At 71.3% G+C, this 17,116-nt stretch carries 15 protein-coding genes and 1 pseudogene; 3 read left to right on the top strand and 13 right to left on the bottom strand.

What is annotated here, in order from left to right; all coding sequences use genetic code 11:
• Positions 1 to 134 precede the first annotated feature (134 nt).
• The gene (locus tag ABZ818_RS15270; RefSeq protein WP_361414323.1) at positions 135 to 1,727 is read right to left on the bottom strand and encodes an MDR family MFS transporter; all 1,593 of its coding nucleotides are present in this window, start codon (positions 1,725 to 1,727) and stop codon (positions 135 to 137) included.
• Between the two features lie 150 nt (positions 1,728 to 1,877).
• On the opposite strand from ABZ818_RS15270, the gene ABZ818_RS15265 reads away from it, so the two are divergent.
• Positions 1,878 to 2,477, top strand: a complete 600-nt coding sequence (locus ABZ818_RS15265; protein ID WP_361414321.1) for a helix-turn-helix domain-containing protein — start codon at positions 1,878 to 1,880, stop codon at positions 2,475 to 2,477.
• Positions 2,478 to 2,533: 56 nt separating this feature from the next.
• Here ABZ818_RS15265 and ABZ818_RS15260 read toward each other — a convergent pair whose 3' ends face one another.
• The gene (locus ABZ818_RS15260; RefSeq protein WP_361414319.1) at positions 2,534 to 3,112 is read right to left on the bottom strand and encodes a M23 family metallopeptidase; all 579 of its coding nucleotides are present in this window, start codon (positions 3,110 to 3,112) and stop codon (positions 2,534 to 2,536) included.
• 437 nt (positions 3,113 to 3,549) lie between these two features.
• Positions 3,550 to 6,075: an ATP-dependent Clp protease ATP-binding subunit gene (locus ABZ818_RS15255; protein ID WP_141359575.1), complete on the bottom strand. Its 2,526-nt coding sequence runs from the start codon at positions 6,073 to 6,075 to the stop codon at positions 3,550 to 3,552.
• Positions 6,076 to 6,629: 554 nt separating this feature from the next.
• Between ABZ818_RS15255 and ABZ818_RS15250 the strand changes: the two are divergent.
• Positions 6,630 to 7,208 (top strand): annotated as a pseudogene (locus tag ABZ818_RS15250) (SCO3374 family protein); the annotation flags it as partial.
• Here ABZ818_RS15250 and ABZ818_RS15245 read toward each other — a convergent pair.
• The 10 genes from ABZ818_RS15245 to ABZ818_RS15200 form a co-directional block, all read right to left on the bottom strand.
• A complete protein-coding gene (locus ABZ818_RS15245) occupies positions 7,187 to 7,522 on the bottom strand; it encodes an Lsr2 family protein (RefSeq protein WP_141359577.1) in 336 nt (111 codons plus the stop codon). The pseudogene ABZ818_RS15250 and the gene ABZ818_RS15245 overlap by 22 nt on opposite strands.
• 217 nt (positions 7,523 to 7,739) lie before the next feature.
• Positions 7,740 to 8,273, bottom strand: coding sequence for an amino-acid N-acetyltransferase (locus ABZ818_RS15240; protein WP_361414316.1), 534 nt, complete (start codon positions 8,271 to 8,273; stop codon positions 7,740 to 7,742).
• A gap of 9 nt (positions 8,274 to 8,282) precedes the next feature.
• Entirely contained in the window at positions 8,283 to 8,783 is a 501-nt protein-coding gene (locus ABZ818_RS15235) for a BlaI/MecI/CopY family transcriptional regulator (RefSeq protein WP_361414314.1), read from the bottom strand.
• Between the two features lie 126 nt (positions 8,784 to 8,909).
• Positions 8,910 to 9,098, bottom strand: a complete 189-nt coding sequence (locus ABZ818_RS15230; RefSeq protein ID WP_361414312.1) for a hypothetical protein — start codon at positions 9,096 to 9,098, stop codon at positions 8,910 to 8,912.
• Between the two features lie 53 nt (positions 9,099 to 9,151).
• Positions 9,152 to 9,934, bottom strand: a complete 783-nt coding sequence (locus ABZ818_RS15225) for a hypothetical protein (protein WP_361414310.1) — start codon at positions 9,932 to 9,934, stop codon at positions 9,152 to 9,154.
• 76 nt (positions 9,935 to 10,010) lie between these two features.
• Positions 10,011 to 10,808 (bottom strand): type III pantothenate kinase, encoded by a 798-nt coding sequence (locus tag ABZ818_RS15220; RefSeq protein ID WP_361414308.1) that lies wholly within the window; start codon positions 10,806 to 10,808, stop codon positions 10,011 to 10,013.
• Positions 10,809 to 10,813: 5 nt separating this feature from the next.
• Positions 10,814 to 11,791: a carboxylating nicotinate-nucleotide diphosphorylase gene (nadC, locus tag ABZ818_RS15215; RefSeq protein ID WP_361414306.1), complete on the bottom strand. Its 978-nt coding sequence runs from the start codon at positions 11,789 to 11,791 to the stop codon at positions 10,814 to 10,816.
• Positions 11,792 to 11,796: 5 nt separating this feature from the next.
• The gene (locus ABZ818_RS15210) at positions 11,797 to 13,527 is read right to left on the bottom strand and encodes an L-aspartate oxidase (RefSeq protein WP_361414304.1); all 1,731 of its coding nucleotides are present in this window, start codon (positions 13,525 to 13,527) and stop codon (positions 11,797 to 11,799) included.
• Positions 13,524 to 14,534 (bottom strand): pantoate--beta-alanine ligase, encoded by a 1,011-nt coding sequence (gene panC, locus ABZ818_RS15205; RefSeq protein ID WP_361414345.1) that lies wholly within the window; start codon positions 14,532 to 14,534, stop codon positions 13,524 to 13,526. Before panC ends, ABZ818_RS15210 begins: the two co-directional genes overlap by 4 nt.
• Positions 14,535 to 14,542: 8 nt before the next feature.
• Positions 14,543 to 15,475 (bottom strand): DUF2520 domain-containing protein, encoded by a 933-nt coding sequence (locus tag ABZ818_RS15200; RefSeq protein WP_225076894.1) that lies wholly within the window; start codon positions 15,473 to 15,475, stop codon positions 14,543 to 14,545.
• A gap of 193 nt (positions 15,476 to 15,668) precedes the next feature.
• On the opposite strand from ABZ818_RS15200, the gene ABZ818_RS15195 reads away from it, so the two are divergent.
• The gene (locus ABZ818_RS15195; protein WP_361414301.1) at positions 15,669 to 16,874 is read left to right on the top strand and encodes an aminotransferase class I/II-fold pyridoxal phosphate-dependent enzyme; all 1,206 of its coding nucleotides are present in this window, start codon (positions 15,669 to 15,671) and stop codon (positions 16,872 to 16,874) included.
• The last annotated feature ends 242 nt before the right edge of the window (positions 16,875 to 17,116 follow it).

The raw sequence follows: 17,116 nt of genomic DNA, 5'->3' as shown, positions 1-17,116 counted from the left end.
AAGAAGGGCCTGGCCGGAGTCACCCGCTACCCCTGGGCGCTCGCCTACGCCGACGGCACGCGCATCGAGCCTAGCAACGACCGCTCCCGGCGGATGTCCACGGGCCCCTCGCTACCCACGTTCGGTTCGGGCGGTCAGACGGCCTCCGCCACGTCGTGACGTGCCTGCGCCTCGCCCGCGTCGGCCCGGTCCCCCGTGGCCGGTCCCGCTCCCCTCAGCGGGACCTCCTTGACGAACACCGCCGCGACGAGCGCGACCACCGCCACCACGGCACCCAGCAGGAACGCCGAGTGCGTGCCGGCGGACACCGCGTGCTGGTAGGCCTCGCGGGCCTGGGCCGGCAGCTTGGCGAGGCTCGCGGCGTCCAGCTGCGCGGACTGCTCGGTGATGCCGCGGCCCAGGGCGCCGGCCCGCTCGGCCATCTCGTGCTGGACGCGGTTGTTGAACAGCGCGCCCATGATCGCGACGCCGAAGGAGGAGCCGAGCGTACGGAAGAGGGTGGTGGACGAGGAGGCCACGCCCATGTCCTTCAGCTCCACGCTGTTCTGCGCGACCAGCATGGTGATCTGCATCAGGCAGCCCATGCCCGCGCCCAGGACGGCCATGTAGAGGCCGGAGGTGAGGCGGGTGGTGCCGGTGTCCATGAGGGACAGCAGGTACAGCCCGGCGATCATCAGGACGCTGCCGACGATCGGGAAGACCTTGTACCGGCCGCTGTTGGTGGTGACCCGGCCCGCGATCAGCGACACGACCATCATCGCGGCCAGCATCGGCAGGAGCAGCAGACCGGAGTTGGTGGCGGAGGCGCCCTGCACCGACTGCTGGTACAGCGGCAGGAACAGCACCGCGCCGAACATCACGAAGCCGGTGATGAAGCCGATCAGCGACATCAGGCTGAAGTTCAGGCTGCGGAAGATGTGCAGCGGCACGATCGGCTCGGCGGCCTTGGTCTGCCAGAGCACGAACCCGACGAGCGCGACGACACCGATCGCCATGAGCTCCATGATCCGAGCGGAGGTCCAGGCGTACTCCGAGCCGCCCCAGGTGGTGACGAGCACGATGGAGCTGATGCCGACCGTCAGCAGCACGGCGCCCAGGTAGTCGATCCGCGCCTGCGAGCGCTTCTTCGGCAGGTGCAGTACGGCGCTGACCGCGACGAGTGCCACCGCGCCGAGGGGGAGGTTGATGTAGAAGGACCAGCGCCAGCCCCAGTTGTCGGTGATCGTGCCGCCGACCAGGGGGCCGCCGATCATCGCGAGCGCCATGACGCCGGCCATCATGCCCTGGTACTTGCCGCGCTCCCGCGGCGGGATCAGGTCGCCGATGATGGCCATCACGCCGACCATCAGACCGCCCGCGCCGAGGCCCTGGACGGCGCGGAAGCCGATCAGCTCGCCCATGTTCTGGGCCATGCCGCTCAGCGCGGACCCGAGCAGGAAGATGACGATCGAGGACATGAAGGCGCCCTTGCGCCCGTACATGTCGCCGAGCTTGCCCCACAGCGGGGTGGACGCCGCGGTGGCGAGGGTGTAGGCGGTGACCACCCAGGAAAGGTGCTGAAGGCCGCCCAGCTCACCGACGATCGTCGGCATCGCGGTGCCCACGATCATGTTGTCGAGCATCGCGAGCATCATCGCGATCATGAGGGCGAGCAGGACGACCCGCACGCTCCTGGGTTGTTTGCCGGCTTGAGCCGTCTCCGGCCCGGCTTTCGCGCTGTCCGCCATCCGTCCTACTCCCCCAGTCGATTGGGACTTACTTGCCGCCCGGCAAGTTGACTACACTCTGGAAAGTAGACCTCCAACTAGCCGGTCGTCAAGTAAGTTTCGCCGACCGGCCGGCAGGCAAGGTGTCCAGGGAGCTCGAGGAGTACGAGGATGGACGTCACGATGGACGGCACCAGGCAGCAGCAGCGCCGCGGAAACACCCGCCAGCGCATCCAGGACGTGGCGCTCGAACTCTTCGCCGAGCAAGGCTACGAGAAGACCTCCCTGCGCGAGATCGCCGAGCGCCTCGACGTCACCAAGGCGGCCCTGTACTACCACTTCAAGACGAAGGAAGAGATCCTCGTCAGCCTGTTCGAAAGCCTCACGCGGCCGATGGAGGAGCTGATCGAGTGGGGCCGGCGGCAGCCGCACACGCTGGAGACCAAGCAGGAGATCGTCCGCCGTTACGACCAGGCGCTCGCCGACGCCGCGCCGCTGTTCCGCTTCATGCAGGAGAACCAGGCGACCGTACGGGAGCTGCGCATCGGGGACGCCTTCAAGGACCGGATGCGCGGCCTGCGGGACATCATCATCGACCCGGGCGCGAGCATGGCCGACCAGGTCCGCTGCGTCAGCGCCATCTTCACGCTGCACGCCGGGATGTTCGTCATGCAGGACGTCGAAGGCGACCCCGAGGAGCGGCGCAAGGCCGTGCTCGAGGTCGCCATCGACCTGGTGACTCAGGCACACCGGGGCGCGCGGGAGCCCTGACGCGTCCGCCGCCCGCCGTTGGTCGGCAGGGCGGCGGTGGTGCGGCGTTCGGCCGGTCAGACGGCCACGCCGTGCGAGCGCAGGAAGGCGAGCGGGTTGAGCGCGGAGCCGTAGTTCGGGGTGGTGCGGATCTCGAAGTGCAGGTGCGGGCCGGTGGAGTTGCCGGTGTTGCCGGACAGGGCTATGTGCTGACCGGTGGCGACGACCTGGCCGATCCTCACGTCGACGCGCGAGAGGTGGGCGTACTGGGAGTACGTGCCGTTGGCGTGCTGGATGACGACGGCGTTGCCGTAGGCGGGGCCGTCACCGGCGCCGTTGGGACCGGCCTTGACGACGGTGCCGCCGTTCGCGGCGACGACCTTGGTGCCGATCGGCACGGCGAAGTCCTGACCGCTGTGCTTGTGCACCCAGTGGCCGCCGGCCTGGTTGAAGCCGGCACTGAGCGCGAACTGCTTCACCGGCGCCGTCCAGGCCGCGGCCTGCGCGACGGCGGCGGTGGGGGCCGCCATGGTCTCGGCGGCGGACGCTACTCCCGCCCCCATGGCGACGGAGACCCCCAGACCGGCGGCCAGGACGGCGGCGCGGGTACGAAGCTTGGTCGCACGGGCGGAACGGGACGTGGCGCGCTGGAACATCGAAAACCTCTGGGGGTCGGGGACGTGAGAACCACCCGGACGCATGTGCCTTCGCCGGGCGGGCCATCCCTTGGTAACCCCGCCGGTCACCGCCGCTCAAACACCTCTACTACGACGGAAAGTAGTAAGAGGGGGCAGTGTCGTACGTCTCTTGACGTCTCCCCCATTCAGGACAAATGCCCTGTAGAGGAGCCATTCCGTAACATTTCATTGTCTTAAATGTCCGTTTTTTCAACCCGTGTCCCCCACTAAGTGCCGTAGTACGGGTCTCGGCGCTTGTGTGCCATGTCACCGGTGAGCGAGGGTCGGCCCCGTTTGCCTGTGACGGAGGCCATGTGGCCCGCGTCTCACGGGCGGCCTCCTCGACCGCGGGCGCACGGGCACGCGAGAGGGGCCGGTGCCCGAAGGCACCGGCCCCTCTCGGTTGCCGCTGAGGCTTACGCCTCCTTGCTCAGGTTCGGCCCGGGTCCGCCGGCCGCCTGCTCGATCGGCGGGACGTCCGGCAGCGCGGACTTCTCCTCACCGCGGAAGGTGAAGGTCTGGGACTCGCCCTCGCCCTCGGTGTCCACGACCACGATGTGACCGGGGCGCAGCTCGCCGAAGAGGATCTTCTCCGAGAGCGTGTCCTCGATCTCGCGCTGGATGGTCCGGCGCAGCGGCCGGGCGCCCAGAACGGGGTCGTAGCCCTTCTTGGACAGCAGCTCCTTGGCCGACTGGGAGAGCTCGATGCCCATGTCCCGGTCCTTCAGCCGCTCGTCCACCTTGCCGATCATCAGGTCGACGATCCGCAGGATGTCGTTCGGCGTCAGCTGCGGGAAGACCACCACGTCGTCGACGCGGTTGAGGAACTCGGGCCGGAAGTGCTGCTTGAGCTCGTCCGACACCTTGTTCTTCATGCGCTCGTAGTTGGTCTTCGTGTCACCCGAGGCCGCGAAGCCCAGGTTGAAGCCCTTGGAGATGTCCCGGGTGCCGAGGTTGGTCGTCATGATGATGACCGTGTTCTTGAAGTCCACGACCCGGCCCTGGGAGTCGGTCAGGCGACCGTCCTCCAGGATCTGCAGCAGCGAGTTGAAGATGTCCGGGTGGGCCTTCTCGACCTCGTCGAACAGGACGACCGAGAACGGCTTGCGGCGCACCTTCTCGGTGAGCTGGCCGCCCTCCTCGTAGCCCACGTAGCCGGGGGGCGAACCGAAGAGGCGGGAGACCGTGTGCTTCTCGCTGAACTCCGACATGTCGAGGGAGATCAGCGCGTCCTCGTCACCGAAGAGGAACTCGGCGAGCGCCTTGGACAGCTCGGTCTTACCGACACCGGACGGGCCCGCGAAGATGAACGAGCCACCCGGACGCTTCGGGTCCTTCAGACCCGCACGCGTACGGCGGATCGCCTTGGAGAGCGCCTTGACGGCGTCCACCTGGCCGATGACCCGCTTGTGGAGCTCGTCCTCCATGCGGAGCAGGCGGCTGGACTCCTCCTCGGTCAGCTTGAAGACCGGGATGCCGGTAGCCGTGGCGAGGACCTCGGCGATCAGCTCGCCGTCGACCTCGGCGACGACGTCCATGTCGCCGGCCTTCCACTCCTTCTCCCGCTTGGCCTTGGCGGCCAGGAGCTGCTTCTCCTTGTCGCGCAGGGAGGCGGCCTTCTCGAAGTCCTGCGAGTCGATCGCGGACTCCTTGTCCCGGCGGACGGCGGCGATCTTCTCGTCGAACTCGCGCAGGTCCGGCGGCGCGGTCATCCGGCGGATGCGCATCCGGGAACCGGCCTCGTCGATCAGGTCGATCGCCTTGTCCGGCAGGAAGCGGTCCGAGATGTACCGGTCGGCCAGGGTGGCGGCTTGGACCAGCGCCTCGTCGGTGATGGAGACGCGGTGGTGCGCCTCGTACCGGTCGCGCAGGCCCTTGAGGATCTCGATCGTGTGCGGCAGGGACGGCTCGGCGACCTGGATGGGCTGGAAGCGGCGCTCCAGGGCCGCGTCCTTCTCCAGGTGCTTGCGGTACTCGTCCAGGGTGGTGGCACCGATGGTCTGCAGCTCACCACGGGCCAGCATCGGCTTGAGGATGCTCGCCGCGTCGATGGCGCCCTCGGCGGCACCGGCACCGACCAGCGTGTGCAGCTCGTCGATGAACAGGATGATGTCGCCGCGGGTGCGGATCTCCTTGAGCACCTTCTTCAGGCGCTCCTCGAAGTCACCGCGGTAGCGGGAGCCGGCGACCAGGGCACCGAGGTCCAGGGTGTAGAGGTGCTTGTCCTTGAGGGTCTCGGGCACCTCGCCCTTGACGATGGCCTGGGCGAGGCCCTCGACGACGGCGGTCTTGCCGACGCCGGGCTCACCGATCAGCACCGGGTTGTTCTTGGTACGGCGGGACAGCACCTGCATGACCCGCTCGATCTCCTTCTCGCGCCCGATGACCGGGTCGAGCTTGGACTCGCGAGCGGCCTGCGTGAGGTTCCGGCCGAACTGGTCGAGGACCAGGGACGTCGAGGGGGTGCCCTCGGCAGGGCCGCCGGCGGTGGCGGTCTCCTTGCCCTGGTAACCGGAGAGCAGCTGGATCACCTGCTGCCGCACCCGGTTGAGGTCTGCGCCCAGCTTGACCAGGACCTGGGCGGCGACGCCCTCGCCCTCGCGGATCAGGCCGAGCAGGATGTGCTCCGTGCCGATGTAGTTGTGGCCCAGCTGAAGGGCCTCCCGAAGCGACAGCTCCAGGACCTTCTTGGCACGGGGGGTGAAGGGGATGTGGCCGGAGGGCGCCTGCTGGCCCTGGCCGATGATCTCCTCCACCTGCTGGCGGACCGCCTCGAGCGAAATCCCGAGGCTCTCAAGGGCCTTGGCGGCGACACCCTCACCCTCGTGGATCAGGCCCAGGAGGATGTGCTCAGTGCCGATGTAGTTGTGGTTGAGCATCCGGGCTTCTTCCTGAGCCAGGACGACAACCCGCCGCGCGCGGTCGGTGAACCTCTCGAACATCGTTAATCGCTCCTCAGAGCGGTCAGGCAGTGGGGGGAACTTCCCCTCCCTGTCCTTCCGCAGCTTAGTCCCGCAAGCGGGGACCGCTCATTCCAACTGCCGACACCGGACCGAGAACCAACACTGCCTCCTGACCCCGAACGCCGACATCTGCTCCAACCCGATGGTGCGAGACGATGTTCCCGCAGGCCAGGCAGTTACCCCAGTCGCCAGTACGCCGATGGCGAACGTGAGACTCCGCTGCCCGGGTGCCGCCTGCGTGTCGCCCCCTCCCACTAGGCATCTCTTACCCGCACCAACCGACCATGCATGCCGCGTGACCGGGTTCCCTCAGCTATGGGCGAACAACCTTGCGCCCTTTCCCGCCCCCGTACGCCCTTCTTGCCCACGACATTTCGCACACACGCTGATACCGAGCGTAACTCCAACGCGTTTCGGGCGGTTTCTCAGGCATGGTCGGCAGCCCTTCCACGGTCCCCGTTCCGGTCCCCGCTCCTCGTCGGGCGCCGGCCCCTGGTGACGGGGGGCGGCTGTCGCGGCGCCGGCGGTACTGGCGCCACTGGTACGAGAACGAACTGGGCTGGGCCACGGTGCCCGGGGCACCGGTACGACTTGTGGTGGGCCGCCGCTTCGACGTCCTGGACGTGCCCGCCGAGGCCGGGCGTGCGGCGCTGCGCCATCTGGGGCCCGGCTCTCCGGTGGCCCTGCGGGGGGACCGGATGCGGCTGCTGATGGCGGCGGGCAGCGCGGAGGAGCTGCCGGGGCTGCTGGAGTGGCTGGAGTGGGGCCCGTCGGTGCTGGGCCTGGACCTGGTGGCCCTGGGCGCGGGTGCGCTGATGGACGCGCCGCCGCCTCCGGGCGCCGGTCCGCTGGGGCCGCGGCCGGTCAGCCCCGGCCGCTCCGGTTCACAGGGGGCCGCCGTGTGGCTGCGGCCCCCAGGGTCTGGGTGCGAGGCCTCGCTGCCGACGCTGTCGGCCGTGGGGGGCGGTGGGGGCACCCCCGATCTCGTACGCCTGGTGGACACGGTGGCGACACACGTCCACCGGATCCGGCTGCGGCGCGCGTGCGCCCAGCCGTTCCCGTTCCACGAGGGCCCGGTACAGGCCCCTGATCAGCCGTTGGCCTTCTCGTAGGCCTCGCGAATGGACGCGGGGACCCGGCCGCGGTCGTTGACCTCGTAGCCGTTCTCCTTCGCCCAGGCGCGGATCTGCGCGGTGTCCTGGCTGCCGCCGGAAGCGGCACGCGCCTTTCCGCGTCCGCCCGAAGCACGGCCCCCGGTACGCCGGCCGCTCTTGAGGTACGGCTCGAGAAGACCACGGAGCTTGTCCGCATTGGCGGTGGTGAGATCGATCTCGTACGTCTTGCCGTCCAACGCGAACGTCACGGTCTCGTCCGCCTCGCCGCCGTCGAGGTCGTCGACAAGAAGGACCTGAACCTTCTGTGCCACCGGATTTCCTTTCATCGATAACGTGAGGACCGGGGATGGTCGGTGTCCGCCGATTCGCCGTCCCCTGTTATATGCAGTGCAGCAGTACGTCGGAAAGCAAACCGCTTTTGCGGGAAAAACACAAACCCCTGGGAGAGACCAGGCACTCACCTCGTCCGGAAACATGCGCGTTTCGGACATAGGGAACGCGGGCATGCCCGGCCGGGCGGAATGTCGATCACAGATGCAGAAGCATCCGGCTGTTGCCCAGGGTGTTCGGTTTCACTCGTTCGAGACCGAGGAACTCCGCGACGCCCTCGTCATAGGAACGCAGCAGCTCCGCGTAGACATCGGCGTCGACCGGCGTCTCGCCGATCTCCACGAAGCCGTGCTTGGTGAAGAAGTCCACTTCGAAGGTCAGGCAGAATACGCGGCGAACGCCGAGCCCGCGTGCCGTCTCGACCAACTTCTCCAGCAGCCGATGTCCGACCCCGGCGCCCTTCAGGCCGGGCTTCACCGCGAGAGTGCGCACTTCCGCCAGGTCTTCCCACATCACGTGCAGTGCGCCGCAGCCGACGACCTCGGCGTTGTCTTCCTGTTCGGCGACCCAGAACTCCTGGATGTCCTCGTAAAGCGTCACCGTGGCTTTGTCGAGCAGGATGCGCCCGCGAACGTAGGCGTCCAGCAGTCGGCGCACTGCGGGGACATCGCCGGTCCGGGCCCGTCGGACGGTGATGGCTTTTGCGGTCTCTTCGGGGCGTTCTACGGACATGAGCGGACGCTATCGCCCGTGGCCGTCCCGTGCCGAGCCGGGGTTCTCGTCACGGGTTTCCGGTGCTCGGGCGGTATCCGGGGCTTGGACGGTATCCGGGACTTCACCGGCGACTTCGGGGGTGCCGGATCCCCCGATGGCGCCTTCGGTGGTGCCTTCGACGATGCGCACGGCATCCCGCAGGGCCTGCCGCTGTTCGTCGCTCATCATCCCGAAGAAGGCGACGAGAGCGGCGGCGGCGTTGTCGCTCTGGGACCAGGCGTCGTTCATCAGTGCGGCGGCGTAGGCGGCACGGGTGGAGACGGCCTCATATCGATAGGCCCGGCCCTCGGCTTCGCGGCGCACCCAGCCCTTGTGATGGAGATTGTCCAAAACGGTCATCACCGTGGTGTACGCGATGGACCTCTCGCGCTGAAGGTCTTCCAGGACCTCTCGAACGGTCACCGGGCGGTTCCACTTCCACACCCGCGTCATGACCGCGTCTTCGAGTTCTCCCAGGGGCCGAGGCACAACTCAGCACCTTAGTGGGAGAAACCGGCAATGGCGTGCCGAACATACGCCTTTGGCGCCAAACGCGAACAAAAAGGATGTACGGCCCCATGGTGAGGTGTCCTCACGCGGGGGCCGTGCGTCGCTTCAGGCGTCGGTGGGCGCGCCGGCTCCGGAGGCCCGGGAGTCGCTCTGTGCGCGCGCGATGGCGGCGTCCACGGCCGCGTCCTCCTTGGCCTTGGCGGCCCCGCCCTGGGTCTTCACGATCACCCTGACCAGAGCGATGAAGAACGCGGCCATGACGACCGGGGGAACGAGTGCGGAGACGTAGTCCATGGATCCAGAGTAGCCACGGCGGCGGGACGAACAGGGGCAGGGTGGCCCGAGCGTCACACCATCGCGAGGCACTGCTGCGGCTTCCCGGAGGCCGGGCCCGGCTTCCGCCGCGGGAAGACCTCGCCCGGCGTGGGCACGGGCCGCCGAACGGGCTTCGGCGCGGGCGCCGTCCCGGGCTGCGCGGGGGCAGGCCGCTCCCCCGGCTTCGCGGCGGGCTTCTGGGCGGGCTTCTCGTCCCCGCCGTCCTCTTGCTGCACCCCCCGGCCGTCCGGCAGACCGCCCATGCGCGCCTGAAGCACGCCGCGGGAGGCCGTGACGGCCGTCGGGGCGCCTCCGCCGGGAAAGAGGGGGCCGATCGGGTGCACGGGGGCGGTCCGGGCAGCCGGGGCCGGCGGTTCGACGGGGGCCGGGCGGGCGGCCGGGACCGGGTGCGCGGAGGCCGACTCGCGAGGGGGCGCCACGGGCGGGGTGAGCGTCCGGCAGCGGTCCAGGAGGGCCGCGGCGGCCGGGGCGCCGCGCAGGGCGCCCAGGGCGGCCAGGTCGTCGGCCGTGGGCCGGTGGCCCGCATCCAGACAGTCGGCGAGGAGCGCGAGGTAGCCGGCGGCCGCGCCGGGGAGGGCGGCGCGGTACCGGGCGAGGTCGGCCACCAGGAACGCGCGCAGCCGGACACCCTCGTGCATCGCCTCGTCGAGTGACTCGGCGAGCCGGCGGCACTCCTGCACGTCTTCGGCGCTGGCGGGACGGGGCTGAAGGGCGAGGGCGAGGGCGCGGCGGAGCACAGGCAGCTCCTCCGCGCCGAACGCCATGCCGCCGCGGGTTCCGTATGGCGTAGGCATAGGCCGACGATACGCGCTAATCAGACAAATTCGACATAAGGCGCGAGTGTGGCGTGTGAGGGTGTCGCCGTCCCGCTCAGAGGCGCGAGACGTTCCGCTCGTAGACCAGCCGCAGCCCGATGAGGGTCAGCCACGGCTCGTGCTCGTCGATCAGCGAGGACTCGCCGAGCACCATCGGCGCCAGCCCGCCCGTCGCGATCACCGTCACGTCGTCCGGATCGTCGGCCAGCTCCCGGGCCATCCGGCTGACCACGCCGTCGACCTGCCCGGCGAACCCGTAGATGATGCCGGCCTGCATCGCCTCGACCGTGTTCTTGCCGATCACGCTGCGCGGCCGGGCCACCTCGATCTTCCGCAGCTGCGCCGCCCTGACGCCCAGCGCCTCGACGGAGATCTCGATACCGGGCGCGATGACCCCGCCGACGTACTCCCCGCGTGCGCTGATGGCGTCGAAGGTCGTCGCCGTACCGAAGTCGACGACGATCGCCGGACCGCCGTACAGCTCGTTCGCCGCCACCGCGTTGATGATGCGGTCGGCGCCGACCTCCTTGGGGTTGTCGAAGAGGATCGGCACGCCCGTCTTGACGCCGGGCTCGACGAGCACGGCGGGCACGTCGCCGTAGTGGCGCCGCGTCACCTCGCGCAGTTCCTGGAGCACCGACGGCACGGTCGCGCAGATCGCGATGCCGTCGATGCCCTCGCCCAGTTCGTCGCCGAGCAGCGGGTGCATGCCCATCAGGCCCTGAAGCAGCACCGCCAGCTCGTCGGCCGTGCGGCGCGCGTCGGTGGAGATGCGCCAGTGCTCGACGATGTCCTCCCCGTCGAACAGGCCCAGCACGGTGTGCGTGTTGCCGACGTCGATCGTCAGGAGCATGGCCGTCACTCCGCCTCGCGCAGGTCCAGGCCGATGTCCAGGATCGGCGAGGAGTGGGTCAGGGCCCCGACGGCCAGGAAGTCGACGCCGGTCTCGGCGTACGCCCCGGCGTTCCCCAGGGTCAGCCGGCCGGACGCCTCCAGCAGGGCCCGGCCGTCGACGATGGCCACGGCCTCCTCGCACTCGCCGGGCGTGAAGTTGTCCAGCAGGATCAGATCGGCGCCGGCGTCCACGACCTCGCGCAGCTGGTGCAGGGTGTCGACCTCGACCTCGATCGGCACCTCCGGGAAGGCCTCCCGTACGGCCTTGAAGGCCTGCCCCACGCCGCCGGCCGCCACCACGTGGTTGTCCTTGACCAGGGCGGCGTCCGACAGCGACATGCGGTGGTTCACGCCGCCGCCGCACCGGACGGCGAACTTCTCCAGCGACCTGAGGCCCGGCGTGGTCTTGCGGGTGTCGCGCACGCGCGCCTTGGTGCCCTCCAGGGCGTCCGCCCAGGCGCGCGTGGCGGTCGCGATGCCGGACAGGCGGCACAGCAGGTTGAGCGCGCTGCGCTCGCCGGTCAGCAGGTCACGCGTGCGCGTGGTGACCGACAGCAGCTTCTGCCCGGCCTCGACGCGGTCGCCGTCCTCGACGTGCCGCTCGACCTCGAACTCGTCCGTGCAGACCACCGAGAGCACCGCCTCGGCGACCCTGAGGCCGGCCACCACGCCCGCCTCGCGCGCGGTGAAGTCGCCCGTGGCCACGGCATCCTCGGGGATGGTCGCGACCGTCGTCACGTCCACGCCGTGGTCCAGGTCCTCCTGGATGGCGACGTTGGCGATGTCCTCGACCTCCAGGGGGTCGAGTCCGGCGTCCGCCAGGAGCTGGGCGAGCGCGGGGTCGAGCCCGCACTCCAGGTACTCCTCGTCGGCGTCCGCGCCGCAGGCACAGCCGTCGCCGCAGCCGCCGCTCGGGGCGAGGGGAAGGTCTTCGCTGCTCACTTGTGTCACTGCTCCAGAGGACGCGGGGCCGGGGCCCCGGGGCGGGTCGGGGGGAACTCTGCGGTGTCCGTGGTGTGCACGGCAGGTGTGCCGTCGGGGTTCAGCCGTACGACGATGTGGCGACGCCAGTGGGAGTCGTCCCGCTCGGCGCGGTCCTCGCGCCAGTGGCAGCCGCGGGTCTCCTCGCGCAGCCGGGCGGCGGCGACCAGGACGCCGGACACGCACATGAGGTTCGTGGCCTCCCAGGTGTCGACGCCCGGTTCGGCGGTCTTGCCGTTCTCCTCCAGGGCCGAGCGGGCCTCCGCGTGCAGCAGCTCCAGCCGGCCGGCGGCCCGGGCCAGCGACGCGGCGGACCGCAGCACGCCCGCTCCCTCGGTCATGATCCGCTGGATCGCGAACCGGGTCTCGGGGGCGAGCAGGGGGCGGGAGGGCCGCTCGGCGTACGGGACGGGTTCCGGCACGCGCGCGTGCAGGCCGTCCTCCGACCGCTCCCGAGCGATGTCGGCGGCGATGCGCTCGGCGTAGACCAGGCCCTCCAGGAGGGAGTTGGAGGCGAGGCGGTTGGCGCCGTGCACGCCGGTGCAGGCCACCTCACCGCACGCGTACAGGCCCGGCACGGTCGTCCGGCCGTGGGAGTCGGTGCGGACGCCTCCGGAGGCGTAGTGGGCGGCCGGCGCGACCGGGACGCGCTCGGTGACCGGGTCGATGCCGTGGGCGCGGCAGGCGGCCAGGATCGTCGGGAAGCGGTGCTCCCACATGTCGGCGCCGAAGTGCCGGGCGTCGAGGAACATGTGCTCGGTGCCCTGCTCCCGCATCCGCCGCATGATGCCCTTGGCGACGATGTCCCGGGGCGCGAGTTCGGCCAGTTCGTGCTGCCCGGTCATGAAGCGCACGCCGTCGCCGTCGACCAGGTGGGCGCCCTCGCCGCGCACCGCCTCGGAGACGAGGGGCTGCTGGCCCTCGGCGTCCGCGCCGAGGAAGAGCACTGTCGGGTGGAACTGCACGAACTCCAGGTCGGAGACCTCGGCGCCCGCGCGCAGGGCGAGCGCCACGCCGTCGCCGGTGGAGACGGACGGGTTCGTGGTCGCGGAGAAGACCTGGCCCATGCCGCCGGTCGCGAGGACCACCGCGGGCGCGTGCACGGCGCCCACGCCGTCGTGCTGGCCCTCGCCCATGACGTGCAGGGTCACGCCCGCGGTGCGGCCCTCGGCGTCCGTGAGCAGGTCCAGGACGAGCGCGTTCTCGACGGTGTGCACGCCACGCGCGCGTACCGCCTCGACGAGGGCGCGGGAGATCTCCGCGCCGGTCGCGTCACCGCCCGCGTGCGCGATGCGGCGGCGGTGGTGACCGCCCTCGCGGGTGAGCTGGATGCCGCCCTCGCCGTCGGTGTCGAAGTGCGCGCCGGTGGAGATCAGCCGGCGTACGGCGTCGGGGCCCTCGGTGACGAGGATCCGTACGGCCTCCTCGTCGCACAGGCCGGCGCCCGCCACCAGGGTGTCGTCCAGGTGCTGCTCGGGGGTGTCGCCCTCGCCGAGGGCCGCGGCGATGCCGCCCTGGGCCCAGCGGGTGGAGCCGTCGTCGAGGCGGGCCTTGGTGACGACGACGGTCCTCAGGCCGGCCGCCTCGCAGCGCAGCGCGGCGGTGAGGCCGGCGACGCCGGAGCCGACGACCACGACGTCCGCCGCGATGGACCAGCCGGGCGCGGGCGCGTGCAGTCGTATGCCGGTGCTGGTCACGAGGCGGCTCCCAGGGTGCCGAAGGTGAGCGGGAGGTTGTCGATCAGCCGGGTCGCCCCGACCCGCGCGGCGACGGCGAGGACGGCCTCGCCGGTGAAGTCGTCGCCGATCTCGGTGAAGTCGGACGGGTCGACCAGGGCCAGGTAGTCGAGTTGCAGCGGCGGGTCGAAGCGCGCGGCCTCGTCCAGGACCAGCTGGGCGGCAGCGCGGACGGCCGCGGCGGCGCCCGGGGAGGCCTTGGCGACGGCCGCGGCGTCGGCCGCCGCACGGGACTCCCCGAGGGCGCTCAGGGCCTCGGCACGCGCACGCGTGGAGGGCACTTCACGGGCCCGCGCGCGCAGCGCCTCCTGGGCGGCGTGCCGGTCGCGGCCCGCGAACAGGGCCTGGGAGAGGGCCAGGGCGGTGTACCGCTCCTGCGGAGAGAGGTAGCGGTTGCGGCTGGACAGGGCCAGTCCGTCGTCCTCACGCACGGTCGGTACGGCGACGATCTCCACCCCCATGTCGAGGTCGCGCACCATGCGGCGGATCAGGGCGAGCTGCTGGGCGTCCTTCTGCCCGTACAGGGCCACGTCGGGGCGGGTGAGGTGCAGCAGCTTGGCGACGACGGTGAGCATGCCGTCGAAGTGCCCGGGCCGGCTGGCGCCCTCCAGGCGTTCGCCCATGGGGCCTGCGGTGATCCTGACCTGCGGCTCGCCGTCCGGGTAGATCTCTTCGGCGGACGGCGCGAACACGGCGTCGGCGCCCGCCTGCTCGGCCACCTTGAGGTCGGCCTCCAGGGTGCGCGGGTAGCGGTCGAGGTCCTCGCCCGCGCCGAACTGGAGCGGGTTGACGAAGACGGTGACGATCACGAAGCCCTTGCGGCCGACGCACTCACGGGCCGCGCGGATCAGGGCGGCGTGGCCCTCGTGCAGGGCGCCCATGGTCATGACGACGGCGGTGCGTCCCTGGACCGCGTAGTGGTCGCGCACGTACTCCAGATCGTCCACCGTGGGGGCGAGTTCGAACATGCGACGGCTCATCGGTCTTCCCCGTTCTCGGGCAGGTTCGTGCCACCGGCGAGTACCCCCAGCAGGTCCTCGGCCAGCTCGGGCTTGAGCAGGCCGTGGGCGAGCGCGCGGTCGGCGGTGGCACGGGCCATCGCCAGATAGCCGGCGACGGTCTGCGGGGCGTGCCGGCGCAGTTCGGCGACATGGGCGGCGACCGTGCCGGCGTCCCCTCGCGCGACCGGTCCGGTCAGGGCCGCGTCGCCGGAGCGCAGGGCGTTGTCCAGGGCGGCGCCGAGCAGCGGGCCGAGCATCCGGTCGGGGGCCTCGACGCCGGCCTCGCGCAGCAGTTCCATGGACTGGGCGACCAGCGTGACCAGGTGGTTGGCGCCGAGCGCGAGTGCCGCGTGGTACAGCGGGCGCATCTCCTCGGCGATCCACTCCGGCTCGCCGCCCATCTCGATGACCAGGGCCTCGGCGGCCAGCCGCAGCTCCTCGGGGGCGGTGACGCCGAAGGAGCAGCCGGCCAGCCGCTGCACGTCCACGGGCGTGCCGGTGAAGGTCATCGCGGGATGCAGGGCCAGCGGCAGCGCGCCCGCGCGCAGGGCGGGGTCCAGCACCTTCGCGCCGTACCGCCCGGAGGTGTGCACGAGCAGCTGCCCGGGCCGTACGGCGCCGGTCTCGGCAAGGCCCGCGACCAGTCCGGGAAGGGTGTCGTCGGGGACGGTCAGCAGCACCAGGTCGGACCGCTCGAGCACGTCGGCGGGCGGCACCACGGGCACGTCGGGGAGCATCAGCCCGGCACGCCGCCTGGAGGTGTCGGAGACCGCGGAGACTGCCACCGGACGGTGCCCGGCCAGTTGGAGGGACGCGGCGAGGGCGGGGCCCACCCGGCCGGCGCCGACGACGCCGACGGTGAGCCGCGCGGGGCGGTCCCTGGGGTCTGGTTGTTGGCTACTACTCACGCGACGGTGACCTTCCCGTTCCAGTCCGCTCGGGGTACCGGACGATTTCTCGTCATGTTAACGCGATCGGTTCCGAGGGCGGCCGGTCGTCCACAGGCTGTGGGTCGGCCCACAGTGCCGCGGGCGGGAAACGACGGGCCGCGGGCGGGAATGCGGGTACCCGCCGCCTCCCGGACGCGCGATGATCCGGGACATGAGTGATACGGCGGAGCAGGACGCACGGGACGTACGGCTCGAAGAGCGGGTCCCGGACGGGGAGCGGCACAAGCGGCTCCGGGAACGGCGCGCGGCCGCGTGCCGGAGCGCGGAGCGCGTGCTGGCGCGCCCCGGGTTCCTGGGGACACTTCGGGAGCGGCTGGCGCTGCTGGACGGTGCGCGGGAGGTGTACGACCTCGACGAGGCGTCGGACATGTACGGCAACGGGGTCGTCGAGGCCCTGGAGGAGAAGGTCGCCGGCCTGCTCGGCAAGGAGGCCGCCGCCTTCTTCCCGACCGGCACGATGGCCCAGCAGGTGGCCCTGCGCTGCTGGGCGGGCCGCACCGGCGACCCGGCGGTCGCGCTGCACGCGCTGGCCCATCCCGAGGTGCACGAGCGGCACGCCTTCAGCCAGGTCGCCGGGCTGCGGCCGGTGCGGGTGACGAGCGAGCCCCGCCAGCCGACCGCCGAGGAGGTGCGCAGCCTCGACGAGCCCTTCGGGACGCTGATGCTCGAACTGCCCCTCAGGGACGCCGGGTTCCTGCTGCCCACGTGGGAGGAGCTCCTCGAGCTCGTGGACGCGGCACGCGAGCGGGACGCGGTGGTGCACTTCGACGGCGCGCGCCTGTGGGAGTCCACCGTGCACTTCGGCCGGCCGCTGGAGGAGATCGCGGACCTGGCCGACAGCGTGTACGTGTCGTTCTACAAGTCCCTCGCCGGTTACGGCGGCGCCGCGCTCGCCGGACCGCGGGAGCTGATGGAGGAGGCCAAGGCCTGGCGGCACCGGTACGGCGGCACCGTCTTCCAGCAGTTCCCGACGGCGCTGTCGGCACTGGCCGGACTGGAGCGGGAGCTGCCCCGGCTGCCGGAGTACGTGCGGCACGCGCGCGTGGTGGCCGCCGCGCTGCGCGAGGGGTTCGCCGCGGCGGGGCTGCCCTGGAGCCACGTCCACCCGGCCGAGCCGCACACGCACGAGTTCCAGGTCTGGCTGCCGTACGAGGCCGAGGCGGTCGCCCGGGCCGCGATCCGGACCGCGGAGGAAACGGGCACGATGCTCTTCACCAGCGGCTGGGACGCCCCGGCCCCCCGCCTGGCCCGCACCGAGGTCTCCGTCCGGGCCGAGGGCCTGGCCTGGACCGCGGCCGACGTACGAGCAGCGGTCGCCGACTTCACCGCCCGCCTCCCCAAGCAGCCCGACGAGTAACCCACCGACCCCACCGAGCCGCATCCACCCACGGTCTTGACGACCACCCGGACCACCACGGGGAACGCCGCCAGTGCCTCGGCTCGCGCACCAATTGCCGCTCGCGCCGGCCACGGGCATCGGGCGCGGCACGGACGGCGACCCCGGCGCGGGGCCGGGTTGGGCCCGGGGGCGGGGTTGGGCCCGGGCGGCGGGCCGGGCGCGGCACGGGCGGCGGGCCTGGGCGGGCCGTTGCGCTCGCC

Source organism: Streptomyces sp. NPDC047453, from assembly GCF_040643155.1.
In the GTDB taxonomy this organism is placed as follows: domain Bacteria; phylum Actinomycetota; class Actinomycetes; order Streptomycetales; family Streptomycetaceae; genus Streptomyces.
The sequence above is the reverse complement of the archived record's forward strand: the minus strand, read 5'-3'. Positions and strand labels throughout refer to the sequence as shown.